Annotated in this window: 9 protein-coding genes; 5 read left to right on the top strand and 4 right to left on the bottom strand. The window is 66.8% G+C overall.

The genetic code is table 11. From position 1 onward, the window contains the following. Positions 1–10: 10 nt before the first annotated feature. From V0R62_RS15015 to V0R62_RS15030, 4 genes are all read right to left on the bottom strand, one after another. The gene (locus V0R62_RS15015) at positions 11–1,720 is read right to left on the bottom strand and encodes a ShlB/FhaC/HecB family hemolysin secretion/activation protein (RefSeq protein WP_330104294.1); all 1,710 of its coding nucleotides are present in this window, start codon (positions 1,718–1,720) and stop codon (positions 11–13) included. A gap of 529 nt (positions 1,721–2,249) precedes the next feature. Further along, complete coding sequence (locus V0R62_RS15020; protein ID WP_330104295.1) at positions 2,250–3,575, bottom strand: MFS transporter; 1,326 nt, start codon at positions 3,573–3,575, stop codon at positions 2,250–2,252. Between the two features lie 28 nt (positions 3,576–3,603). Beyond that, positions 3,604–4,674, bottom strand: a complete 1,071-nt coding sequence (locus V0R62_RS15025; RefSeq protein WP_330104296.1) for a C45 family peptidase — start codon at positions 4,672–4,674, stop codon at positions 3,604–3,606. A 100-nt stretch (positions 4,675–4,774) separates the two neighbouring features. After that, positions 4,775–5,692 (bottom strand): LysR family transcriptional regulator, encoded by a 918-nt coding sequence (locus V0R62_RS15030; protein WP_330104297.1) that lies wholly within the window; start codon positions 5,690–5,692, stop codon positions 4,775–4,777. A 185-nt stretch (positions 5,693–5,877) separates the two neighbouring features. Between V0R62_RS15030 and V0R62_RS15035 the strand changes: the two genes are divergently transcribed. The 5 genes from V0R62_RS15035 to V0R62_RS15055 all read left to right on the top strand — a co-directional run bounded on the left by V0R62_RS15035 (position 5,878) and on the right by V0R62_RS15055 (position 12,838). Further along, positions 5,878–7,599, top strand: coding sequence for an amidohydrolase (locus V0R62_RS15035; RefSeq protein ID WP_330104298.1), 1,722 nt, complete (start codon positions 5,878–5,880; stop codon positions 7,597–7,599). A 146-nt stretch (positions 7,600–7,745) separates the two neighbouring features. After that, positions 7,746–8,204, top strand: coding sequence for a GNAT family N-acetyltransferase (locus V0R62_RS15040; RefSeq protein WP_330104299.1), 459 nt, complete (start codon positions 7,746–7,748; stop codon positions 8,202–8,204). Positions 8,205–8,484: 280 nt separating this feature from the next. After that, entirely contained in the window at positions 8,485–9,987 is a 1,503-nt protein-coding gene (gene proP / locus V0R62_RS15045) for a glycine betaine/L-proline transporter ProP (protein ID WP_330104300.1), read from the top strand. Between the two features lie 149 nt (positions 9,988–10,136). Then, positions 10,137–10,592 carry a (2Fe-2S)-binding protein gene (locus V0R62_RS15050; protein ID WP_330104301.1) on the top strand — a complete coding sequence of 152 codons (456 nt, stop codon included), beginning with the start codon at positions 10,137–10,139 and terminating at the stop codon, positions 10,590–10,592. After that, positions 10,592–12,838 carry a xanthine dehydrogenase family protein molybdopterin-binding subunit gene (locus V0R62_RS15055; RefSeq protein WP_330104302.1) on the top strand — a complete coding sequence of 749 codons (2,247 nt, stop codon included), beginning with the start codon at positions 10,592–10,594 and terminating at the stop codon, positions 12,836–12,838. Before V0R62_RS15050 ends, V0R62_RS15055 begins: the two co-directional genes overlap by 1 nt. The last annotated feature ends 6 nt before the right edge of the window (positions 12,839–12,844 follow it).

Genomic DNA, 12,844 nt, shown 5'->3' on the forward strand with positions numbered 1-12,844 from the left:
TTCGGTGCGCTCAAATCTGCACGGCGGCCCTGAACAGCCAGACCTCGGGCTCGCGGTGGTAACCGCTGGGGGTGGTCAGGCTGCGCTGGTAGTCAACGTCCAGCTGTAGCGCCTTCCAGCTCAGGTTCAGGCCCAGGCTCGCGCCGCTCAGGCGCTGGCTGGCAGCGCCGTGGTCGGCCTTGATCCAGCCGTGGTCCAGCCCCAGCCGCGGGGTGATGGTCAGCGGCCCCTGGGGCTGCAGCGGCAGGCGCAGGGTGTTGCGCCACACCGCGCCGCTGGCCCCGGACAAGCTGCTGAGGCGGTAGCCGCGCACGGCGGAATCGTCGGTGCCGAGCAACTGCTCGATGGCCGGCAGCGGGTCGGGGCTGTACTGCAGGTTGAGCTGGCTCTGCCACTGCCAGGCCTGGCCCAGCAGCTGGCCATTGCGCCACTGGCCGAGGCCGGCGCGGTACTTGCGAAACTGCGCCATGGGCAGGTCGGGCACCGGCCGGTCGGCATCGTCGTCGGCGCCAAACCAGTGCAGCCCCTGGGCGTAGTTGAGGTCCAGGTTCCACACCGCGCTGTCGAGCCAGAACAGGTTGAGCCCGGCTTCGGCCACCGTCAGCGTCGGGCTCTGCACGTCCAGGCGGACCTTGGCGAACTCGCTGTCGACATCCTTGTGCGCCAGTTGCAGGCTGGCGCTCAGTTGATGGCGCTGGTCGCGCCACAGCACGCGCTCGCCGCGCAGGCTGAGCTGGTCGGTGATGCCGGTGCTGTGCAGGGTCAGGGTGCTGAGCTTGATCGGCGAGCGGTACTCGGCATGGCTGGCGAACAGGCTGAAAGTCCAGTAGCCATAGGGAATCGCGTAGTACAGGCTGGCGTTGCGGCTGTAGCGGTCGCCCTGGTTGAGGGTGTCGCTGGCCGACAGGCTGAGCAGGTCGTTGAGCGCCAGCGGGTTGTCCAGGCTCAGGCTGAGCACGCTGCGGTCGCGGCCAGTGCTGGCGCTGCCGAGGTTGTCCAGGCCCAGGCCCACGGAAACCCGGGGCTGGCCGGCGCTGCGCGGACGCAGGATGATTCGTGAGGCCCCCGGCTGGCTGCCAGGGGCGATGTCGGCGGTGAGGTCCACCGAACGCAGGCGGTTGAGCTGGTCCAGGCCCTGCTCAAGGTCGCGCAGGTTCAGCGGCTCGCCGAGCATGCCGGGGAAGGCCCCGACCAAGGACACTGGCAGGCGCTGGTCGGCCAGTTCGATGGCCTCCAGATAACCTTCGTCCACCAGGATATCCAGCGACTGCCCGGCCGCCGGGGCGCTGCTCAGGTAGGGGCGGCTGGCGATATAGCCCTTTTCCAGGTACAGCGCGGTGATGCCCGCCAGCAGCTGGTTGATCTGCCCCACGCCCATGCACGCGGCCACCAGGGGGTCGATGCGGGCATCGAGGGTGGCGCGGTCGATCAGCGTGACACCGCCGATGCGCACCCCGGTCAGCGGCCAGCAGCGCGCATCCGGGGCCACGGCCTGGGGAGCCTGTGGGGTGGTGTCGGGCGAGGTGAACGCGCCGCGTTGCAGTTGCCGGCGACGTTGTTCCAGTTGCAGTTGCTGCAGGTCGTGTTGCTGCTGTTGCTGTTGGTGCAGCACTTCCTGCCCAGGCGTAAATGTCTCGGCGTGCACACTGCCGGCGCACAGGCAAGCCAGCACGACAGACAGCGATAATTGACGACAAGCAGTAGCAGACAGGTACGACATACAACACCCATTCGCAGGCAAAGGCACAGCGAGAATCGCAGTACTTGGAACTTCCCAGCACGGTTACCGAGGGTATCGGCACACATGCAATAACTTTAGAAAGTTGAGCGTTGTTCGTTGGAACGCTCGCGGAAAAGTTAACGACTGCTAATTACCACATGGCTCTTGGCATGACCGCAGGGTCACTGGATAGCCCGTAGCAAAGCGGGTAGAGGGGTTGACGAAACAAAATTGTCCAACAATCGAACTTGATGACTGTCTGGCCCCACAGTACTTGTAGACACGAGTGGGAGACACCTGACTTTAGTCGTACGTGACCTGCTGGTTCAACTTTCTGGTTTTCGGGCAGATTGAGCAAAACATGAACTGATTAAAAATCACGCAACAACCGAGCTATATAGCGGAGTGCGTTGTGTTCTGAACATTGTATTTTCCGTGGTCGTCGGAGGGCGCATTGCAACGAAAACAAGATCGAGTTCCGCACAGGCGGCACTCGATCTCGAGAACAGCGTGATTCAGCACTCGACCGTCACCGCTCCAGCGCCGAACCTCGCAATAATCCCCCCTCTTCTCTCCCCTCGCCCAGTCCATCGATCTGCGCCATGCTCAGCCCCGCCGTCTCCCTCAACCCCAACGAACACAACGCCACCAGTGCCAGCGCTGCCGCCCCGTACAACGCGACGCCCAGCGGATCATGCCCGTTGAGAATCAGGATCGCCGTGGCAATGCTCGACGCCGTCCCGCCCCCCAGCGCCGCGCCGACCTGGTAGCTGGCGGAAATGCCCGAGTAGCGCATTTCCCGGGGAAACTGTTCGCCCAGAAATGCCGGAATCGGCCCCTGTGTGGCGCCCATCAGCGCACCGACCAGGCTGTAGGCGACCAGGGCGACTCCGAAGTGGCGCATGTCCACCAGGGCAAAAAAGACGAACAGCCCCAACGCCATGACCAGCGCCCCGAACACCATCACCACACGCCGCCCCAGGCGGTCCGACAGGTGCCCGAACAGCGGCGCCGACAGCACGATGGCCACCGACAGAGTCAGGTCGAACATCAGAGCCTCGGTGCTGCCGTACCCCACCTGGGTGGCGTAGGTCAGGAAGAACGTGCTGCCGATGTAGGCAATGGTGCAGTAACCGAAGGCGATACCGGTGCACAGCAGCAGCTGCCGTGGCCGTTGCCGCAGGGCCTGGGCCAGAGGCGCCCGCACGGGTTTGACGGTGGATGCGGTCAGCGGCGTCTTCAGCCGTGCATACAGGCCGATCAGCACCAGGGTGCCTCCCAGCCAGAACGGGATCCGCCAGGCGAAGTCCACCAGGTTGTCATCGAACGCGGCGCTGACCAGGGCGAATACCGCCGCACCGAGAATGCCGCCCACGCCGATGCCCATGCTGGTGAAACTGCCCCACAGGCCGCGCCGGCCAGGCGGCGCCGACTCGATGCCGAACAGCGCGGCGCCGCCCCACTCGCCCCCGGCGGCAAAGCCCTGGACCAGGCGCAACAGCACCAGCAGGACCGGCGCAGCCACGCCAAGACTGGCGTGCCCCGGCAGGCAACCGATGAGGAAGGTGCTCAGCCCCATCAGCAGCAAGGTGGTGACCAGCACCTTCTGCCGACCGACGCGGTCGCCGAAATGGCCGAAAACCAGGCCGCCCAGGGGCCGGGCGAGGAACCCCGCGCCGAAGGCACTGAACGCCACAAGGGTGGCGGTCAGGTGGTCCAGCCCAGGGAAGAACACCTGGGGAAACACCAGCGCGGCGGCGGTGCCATAGATGATGAAATCATAGAACTCGAGGGCCGTGCCCAGGCCGGAGACGCAGAAGGTGCGCAAGGCGGAGCGGGAAGGTTGTGCATGCATTGTTGTTGTTCTCGTGATGCGGATGGGCTCAGAAGCGTTGGCAGCCAGCCTTGGCCAGTTGCAGCGGGGTGCCGGCCACGTAGTCGAGATGGCCGTGCTCGGTGTCGATGGCCACGCTGAGCAGGGTCTCCCAGCGCTCGGTGTCGGGCAGCGTCAGGTCCGGATGGAAACAGATCGGCGCGGTATCACCCGCGGCGCCGCACATGGCCTCGGCACGGGCACGCGGGTCGGCGCTGGTCATCTGGCCGACCACCTGTTGCAGATGGGCCAGCCGGCCCTCGGTCTCGGCCCGGTCGGCAACCTGCTCGCCAGCGCTGAGCTGCGGGTCGAGGAAGTGGTTGGTGTGCAACAGCCAGCCATCTTCGCGGGGCAGCACCAGCGCCGTGCGCTCGGGGCTCAGCTCGATGCTCACCGCACGTGGGCTGCGGTCCTCGCGGGAGAACACGGTGAGCACGGTGGAGGCGCTGACCCGCGCCGAACGGGCCAGCTCGATGGCCTCGTCGACACTGCATGCCTCCTCCAGCAGCCGTCGGGCGATGGCATGCACCGGCACACCGCCAGCGGTGTTGTCGCTACGGTGATGAAGGATGTTGAAGTGCAGGCCCAGCCCCGCGCTGTTGACCCCCAGCTTGGCCAGCATGCCGAACTCGCAGAACAGCTTGACCGCCAGGCCCCGGCGGCTGCGCAGAGCCAGCATCAGGCCATGGGGGCACAGGCTGTCGTGCCAGTCCCAGGTCTGCAGGGTCTGCGGCGCTCGCGGGCCACGGGGGGCGTGCACGGTGGTGGAGCATTCACTGTGGCGGGTGCGTGCCGCCAGCACCTCGGTGCGGGCGTTGAGGCTCGCCAACTGCCACAACGGCAGGCCGCTGCCACTGGCCAGGCCAGCGATTTCCGCCGCCAGGTCTGGGCTCCAGGCCTCGAGGGCGGCCAGGCTGTTCTCACCGATGCGCTGCGCTTCTGCCAACGTCACACCGACACGGGGGAAGAAGTCCAGGTACAGCTGGGTGGTCTCGCCGATCTGCCCGGCAAAGCGCTCGCCGACCTGACGGCCGCGGGCATGGGGATCGAGGGTATCGATGACGCAGGTATGAATCTTCACGACGGCTTTCCTGATAGGACGCAAGCGGCAAGCCTAGCGGCGAGACCGCGCCCCGATCATCGCCAGGCCCCGCACAACTTTTGTGCCCACCAGGAAAAACTCAGGCGCGCAGGCCCTGCCCGCGCAAGTGCTCGTGCAACAGGGCGATGAATGCCTGAACCTTGCGCGTATTGCGCCGATGCGGCAGGTACAGCACATGCACCCAGGGGCCGAACGCGCTCAGCGCCCGCCAGTAATCAGGCATCACCTCCAGCAGTTGCCCGCTGACCAGGTAGGGTGCCGCGCACCAGGTGGGGATGAACTGCAGCCCCTGGCCATCGAGCAGGCAGGCCAGCAGGAAGTCGAAGCTGTCGCTGACCAGCCTGGCCGTCGGCTGGCGCACGCGCTGGGTCTGGCCCTCGTGCTCGATCCACCAGAAGCTGCGGTTGAGCAGCGGGTGGCGCAGCAGCAGCCAGTCGTGCTGGGCGTAATTGTCCAGGGTAATGACCTCGCCGCGTCGGGCCAGGTAGTCGGGACTGGCGCACAGGATCACGCGGTTCTCGATCAGCGGCTGGGCGATCAGCTCGGGCTGGTCGGTGGGACCGTCGCGCAGCGATAGGTCGTAGCCGCCGTCGATCAGGTCCTCGTTGGCATCGTTGAGGTTCACCTCCAGGCGCACCTGCGGGTGCTCGCGCATGAAGCGGCAGCACACCTGGTTGAGAAAGGCCGGGCCGAACGACGGTGGTGCGGTGATGCGCAAGGTGCCGCGTAGTTCATGCTGCAACTGCTCCACTTCCTCGGTGACCCGCTGCAGGTGCATCAAGGCCTGGCGCGCGCCTTCCAGGTAGAGGGTGCCGGCTTCGGTCAGCGCCATGCGCCGGGTGGTGCGCTCGAACAGGCGCACCCCCAGCTCGGCTTCCAGGTGGGCGACGGCCTTGGTGATGGCCGACGGCGTCTTGCCCAACTGCTCGGCGGCACGGCTGAAGCTGCCGTGCTCGGCGGCGGCAACGAAGATGGTCAGGGCCGTCATTTTGTCCATGGTTGCTTCCTGGTTGGCACACGTGGGGCGCCGTGGAGTATCCATGGATTCTTGCGCAGGCGGCAATCGACGGGGAACAGCAAGCACTCTTTCCAGAACGCGAATAAAGTTGTGCCTGCCGTGCCGTTTAAACGCCCTCCCCGCTTGGCTAGCCTGCCGCCTCCCCATCAAGCACGAGGCATCGCATGAAGCAGTTCCTGAAGATCGCGCTTGGCGCCGGCCTGGCCTGCGCCGCCCTGCCCGGCTTCGCCGCCGTCGACCTGATCCTGCACAACGCCAAGGTCTACACCGCCGAGCCGGGCCAGCCACTGCAGCAAGCCGTGGCGGTGGAGGGCGAGAAGATCGTCGCGGTGGGCTCCGACCAGGCCTTGCTGCGCCTGAAGGTCGATGGCACGCGGACCATCGACCTGGGCGGCAAGGTGCTGATGCCCGGCCTGCTCGACTCTCATTCCCATGCCATCAAGGGTGGCCTGCAGCTGGAGCTGGCCGACCTGGCCGGTGTACAGATCCCCCTCGACGCGCTGGAACAGCGCCTGCGCCAGTGGCGTGACGACGGCAAGGCACGGCGCGGCGAGTTCCTCAGCGTCGGCGGCTTGCCACCGACCTACTGGGACGACCTGGCCGCACTCGAGCAGCGCTTCAACCAGGGCGAGTGGGCCGACCAACCGATCCTGTTCGCCGCCAACGACATGCACACCGGCTGGGCCAACCGCGCCATGCTCGCCCGTGCCGGCATCGATGCGGCAAAGATCGCCGCCCTGCCAGCCGTGGCCCGCAACACCATCGGCCAGCACCCGGACGGCACGCCGAACGGCTTTCTCGTCGATGCCGGGCTGTACCCAGTCACCGACCTGCTGCCGGCACTGACCCATGACACCCTGATGAGCGCCGGGCGCCAGGCCCTGGCGCACTATCGGCGCCTGGGCGTCACCGGCTGGATGGACCCACTGGCCAACGAGCTGCCCGGTGCCGACGTACACAACGATTCGCTCGGTGTGCTGCCGGTGTACAGGGACCTTGCCCTGCGCGGCGAACTGACCGCCCATGTGGCCGCGCTGTTGATGGCCGACTCCAAAGCCCGTCCGGCCGACCTGGATGAGCTGGACAAGGTGCGCCGGCAGTTCCTCGGCGTACCCAACCTCACCCTGCCCGGCATCAAGGTATTCGCCGATGGCGTCGCCGAGATGCCGGCGCAGAGCGCGGCGATGCTCGAGCCTTATCGCAACTCGGGGCAGCACGGCGAACTGCTGCTGGACCCGGCGCACTTCGGCGAGCTGGTGAGCGCCGCCGACGCCCGTGGCTGGCTGGTGCATGTGCACGCCATCGGCGACCGCACCGTGCGCGCGGCGCTCGACGGCGTGGCCCAGGCCCGCCGTGATCGCGCCAGCGGCATCCCGCACTCGATCACCCACCTGCAGATGGTCAACCCGAAGGAGTACGCACGCTTCAAGCAGCTGGACGTGATCGCCTCGATGCAGTTGTACTGGGCCAGCGCCGACGAGGCCAATCTGGAGCTGGTCAAACCCTATGTCGATGCCATGGCCTTCCTGCACACCTTCCCGGCGCACTCGCTGCTTGCCCATGGCGCCACCATCGCCGGCGCCAGCGACTGGCCGATCAGCACCCCCGATCCCTGGCAGGCCATCTACCAGGCCATCAGCCGCGTCGGCCCCAAGGGCGTGCTCAACGCCGCCGAGGCCCTCGACCGCGAGACGATGTTCCAGGCCTATACCCTCAACGCCGCCCGGGCCATGCGCCTGGAACGGCAGATCGGTTCGCTCAGGGCCGGCAAGCAGGCCGACATGATCGTGCTCGACCGCGATGTCTTCAGCGTCGCACCCGAGGCGCTACGCGACACTGAAGTGCTGCAGACCTGGTTTGCCGGAAAACGGATCTATGCGCGTTGAAACGGCGACTCCTCAACAGGACCAGGACCAGCAGGCATAGGCTTGCTCCACGGGCATTTGCAACGCCGGTGCCACACACCGCAGTGTATGCTCCACCGCGACAAGCCCCGCCTCACTGCACTCCCTTGACCGACAAGGACACCGTCATGCCTCGCCTGGACTGGCTGAAACACCACATGCCCCACAGCGACACCCTCGCCCAGTGGCTGCACCAACAGTTCCACTATGAGTACGCGGACGTGCCGCTGGCCGACTGGCAACGCGAGTTCGCCGAAGGCCAGCACAACGGGCAATGGCAATGCCTGGTGGCCCTGGACGGCGACCGCCTGTTGGGCAGTGCCGCCCTGGCCAGCGACGACCTGCCCGGGCGCAGCGACCTCGGTCCCTGGCTGGCCTGCGTGTTTGTCGCCCCGCAGGCGCGTGGGCAAGGGCTGGCGGAGCGGCTGATCGAAGGTATCTGCGAGCATGCCCGCAGCAACGGAGTCGCCACGCTCTACCTGCACACCCACGACCAGGATGCGTATTACGCCAAGCGCGGCTGGACGCGCATGGAGCCGTTCGAGGCCTGGGGGCATAGCCATTGGTTGATGTCTCGTACGCTCTGACAAACGCCGTCCTCAAGCCATGCGCCCTCTCCTGTGTAGGAGCGGCCTTGTGCCGCGAAAGGGCTGCGCAGCAGCCCCGGCGATCTTTGCATCAGCGCTGAAATCCTGGGGCCGCTTTGCGGCCCTTTCGCGGCGCAAGGCCGCTCCTACACGAATCGCGCATGGGTTGCTCCACGCAAATGACCCCGCAGGGAATTATTTAGCGCGCCGTTGTATCTGACCCTAGGTACAAGGCTGGCCAAACCATGGCCACGCCCCAAGCCTTCAAGGACAACGGCCCATGAAATCACGCAGGAAACCCGTCAAGCCCATCGGCTTGAAGGACATCACCATCGTCGACGACGCCAAGATGCGCAAGGCCATCACCGCCGCCGCCCTGGGCAATGCCATGGAGTGGTTCGACTTCGGTGTCTACGGCTTCGTCGCCTATGCCCTGGGCAAGGTGTTCTTCCCCAACGCCAGCCCCGGCGTGCAGATGATCGCCGCCCTGGCCACCTTCTCCGTGCCGTTCCTGATCCGCCCGCTGGGCGGGCTGTTCTTCGGCGCCCTCGGCGACCGCTACGGGCGGCAGAAGGTGCTGGCCGCGACCATCGTGATCATGTCGCTGAGCACCTTCGCCATCGGCCTGATCCCCTCCTACGCCAGCATCGGTATCTGGGCGCCGATCCTGCTGTTGCTGGCGAAGATGGCCCAGGGCTTCTCGGTGGGCGGCGAATACACCGGGGCGTCGATCTTCGTCGCCGAGTACGCCCCGGACCGCAAGCGCGGCTTTCTCGGCAGCTGGCTGGACTTCGGCTCGATCGCCGGCTTCGTCCTCGGCGCCGGGGTGGTGGTGCTGATCTCGACGGTGCTCGGCGAGGAGCAGTTCCTCGAATGGGGCTGGCGCCTGCCGTTCTTCCTGGCCCTGCCGCTGGGCCTGATCGGCCTGTACCTGCGCCACGCCCTGGAAGAAACCCCGGCGTTCCAGCAACACGTCGACAAGCTCGAGCAAGGCGACCGCGAAGGCCTGGCCAGCGGCCCGAAGGTGTCGTTCAAGGAAGTCGCCACCCAGCACTGGCGCAGCCTGTTGACCTGCATCGGTGTGGTGATCGCCACCAACGTCACCTACTACATGCTGCTCACCTACATGCCCAGCTACCTCTCGCACAACCTGCACTACAGCGAGGACCATGGCGTGCTGATCATCATCGCGATCATGGTCGGCATGCTGTTCGTGCAGCCGATCATCGGCCTGCTCAGCGACAAGTGGGGGCGCAAGCCGTTCATCATCGTCGGCAGCGTCGGCCTGTTCCTGCTGGCGATCCCGGCGTTCATGCTGATCACCAGCGGCAAGCTGGCGGTGATCTTCGCAGGCCTGTTGATCCTCGCCGTGCTGCTGAACTTCTTTATCGGCGTGATGGCCTCGACCTTGCCGGCAATGTTCCCCACCCATATCCGCTACAGCGCCCTGGCCAGCGCCTTCAACATCTCGGTGCTGATCGCCGGCCTCACCCCGACCCTGGCCGCCTGGCTGGTGGAGACCACCGACAACCTGTACATGCCGGCCTACTACCTGATGGTCATCGCCGTGATCGGCCTGCTCACCGGCCTGACCATGAAGGAGACCGCCAACCGCCCGCTGCGCGGCGCCGCCCCGGCCGCCTCGGATATCGAGGAAGCCCGCGAATTGCTGCAGGAGCACCACGACAACATCGAGCAGAAGATCGAGGACATCGACGCGCAGATCGCCGAGCTCGAGGCCCGGCGCAAGACCCTCGCAGAGCAGCATCCGCGCATCGATTGAGGGCTGCTTGCGCATTCCGCCGGATTGCTTGCCTGATCCTCTGAATCTGCGGGGTGTATCGGTTGCGCAATGGCCCCCTGTGCTAGCGTTTCTGGATTGGGGAACAGCGTATTCCCCGCGTCCACAACCGATGATCAGCAGGTGAGCCCATGGAACTACGAATCAACCAGCAGACCTACCAGGTCGAGGCTGACGCCGACACGCCCTTGCTCTGGGTGATCCGCGACGACCTGGGCCTGACCGGCACCAAGTATGGCTGCGGCCTGGCCCAGTGCGGCGCCTGCTCGGTGCTGGTGGACGGCAACGTGGTGCGCGCTTGCGTCACCCCGGTAGCCGGCGTGGTCGGCCGCGAGGTCACCACCATCGAAGCCATCGAGAACGACGCCGTGGGCAAGCGCGTGGTCGCCGCCTGGGTCGAGCACCAGGTGGCCCAGTGCGGCTACTGCCAATCCGGCCAGGTGATGGCGGCCACCGCGCTGCTCAAGCACACGCCCAAACCCAGCGCTGCGCAGATCGACGCGGCCATGGTCAACCTGTGCCGCTGCGGCACCTACAACGCCATCCATGCCGCCGTGCACGAACTGGCCCAAGGGGAGAACGCCTGATGAACACGCGTATCGACGCCCCCGACGACCTGCTGCGGCTGCGCAACGGCGAAACCGTCAACCTGTCACGCCGGCGCTTCCTCGCCGGCACCGCCATCGGCGCCCTGGTGCTGGGCTTCGGCCTGCCCTTGGGTTCGGCGCGGGTACAGGCCGCCGCCGCGACCACCGAGCGCGGCACCCAGGTGCCGGCGTTCCTGGAAATCCGCCCGGACGGCAGCGTGCACCTGCTCAGCCCGTTCGTCGAGGGCGGGCAAGGCGTCAACACCGCCATGGCCCAGATCATCGGCGAGGAACTGGACGCCGACCCGGCCACCTTCGTGGTCGACAGCGCGCCACCAGGTGAGGCCTACGTGGTGATGGAGAACGGCTGGCGCATCACCGGCGGCAGCATGTCGGTGCGCATGAGCTACCCGACCATGCGCCGCCTCGGCGCCCTGGCCCGGACCATGCTGCTGCAGGCCGGCGCCGAACAGCTGGGCGTGCCGGTTGCCGAACTGGGCACCGAGCCGGGCAAGGTGGTGCATGCCGCCTCGGGCCGCTCGCTCGGCTACGGCGAACTGGCCGCCAAGGCCATGGACCTGCCGGTGCCGGACCCGGCCAGCGTCAAGCTGCGCGACCCCAGCCAGTTCCGCTGGATCGGCAAGCCGGTGCAACGCCTCGATGCCCATGACAAGTCCACCGGCAAGGCCATCTACAGCATCGACATCAAGGTCGACGGCATGCTTCACGCCGCCGTACAGCATGCGCCGCGCCTGGGCATGACCGTCGGCGGCCTGCGCAACGAGGAACAGGTCAAGGCCATGAAGGGTGTGCACTCGGTGCACCAGTTGCCCGGTGCCGTGGCGGTGGTCGCTGAGCGTTGGTTCAACGCCAAGCGCGCGGTGGAGGCCCTGCAAGTAGACTGGAAGGAGGCGGCAGCCGACAGCCAGGTGCGGCCAATGCCAGCCGATTTTTCCACTGACGGCTGGCGCGACCACCTGGCCGCCCAGACCGGGCCGAGCCGTGACGAGGAAAACCAGGGTGACGTGGCGGGCGCCCTGGCCAGCGCCAAGACCACGGTCGAAGCCACCTACCACAACCAGTTCCTCAACCATGCTCAGCTGGAACCACCCTCCGCCACCGCCCGTTTCAACCCCGACGGCAGCCTGGAGGTGTGGTTGCCGAACCAGGCCCAGGACATGTTCCGCGACGACATCGCCAAACGCACCGGCCTGGACCCGACGCGGATCACCCTGCACTCGCCGCTGCTCGGCGGTTTCTTCGGTCGCCACTTCCTGTACGACTCGGCCAACCCCTACCCCCAAGCCATCGCCCTGGCCAAGGCCGTGGGCCGGCCAGTGAAACTGATCTGGAGCCGCGAGGAGGAATTCCTGCGCGATGCCATGCGGCCGATGGCCGTGGTCAAGTTCCGTGCCGGCCTGGACGAAAAGGGCCTGCCGGTGGCCATCGAGGCAATCAGTGCCACCGAAGGTCCGACCGAGGCGCTCGCCGGCAAGCAGGGCGACAAGGTCGACCCCACCGCCCTCGAAGGTCTGTCGGGCAAGGCCTACGCCATCGCCAACAAGCGCACCGCGCAGATCTACGTCAAAGGCCCGGCCATGCTCGGCTACTGGCGCTCGGTGGGCAATTCGCTGAACGACTTCTTCTACGAGTCGTTCCTCGACGAATTGGCCGACAAGGGCGGCCATGACCCCTTTGAGCTGCGTCTGCAGCTGCTGCAGGGCAACCCGCGCCTGACCACCCTGCTGCAGGCGGTGGGTGAGTTGTCCGGTGGCTGGAAACGCGGCCCGTTCACCGCCGAGGACGGCAGCAAGCGAGCCCGTGGCGTGGCCATGGCCTCGCCGTTCGGCTCGGAGGCGGCGGTGATCGCCGAGGTATCGCTGGAGGGCGGCCAGGTCCGGGTGCACGACATCTGGCAGGCCATCGACCCGGGCAGCATCGTCAACCCGGCGATCATCGAGGCCCAGGTCAACAGCGCGGTGTCCCTGGGCCTGTCCCAGGTGCTGCTGGAGGAATCGGTGTGGCTCAACGGCATGCCACGGGCGCGCAACTACGACCTGTACCCGGTGCTGCCGCCGTCGCGCATGGCCCGGGTGCATGTGCGCATCGTCGAGAGCGGGGCGAAGATGGGCGGCATCGGTGAGCCACCGCTGCCGGCGGTGGCGCCCGCAGTGGCCAACGCCGTGGCACGGCTCACCGGCCAACGCGTGCGCAGCATGCCCCTGAGCCGCCATACCTTCAGCTGACACGAC

The sequence above is a fragment of the Pseudomonas carassii genome, from assembly GCF_036324045.1.
GTDB classification, from domain to species: Bacteria; Pseudomonadota; Gammaproteobacteria; order Pseudomonadales; family Pseudomonadaceae; genus Aquipseudomonas; species Aquipseudomonas peradeniyensis.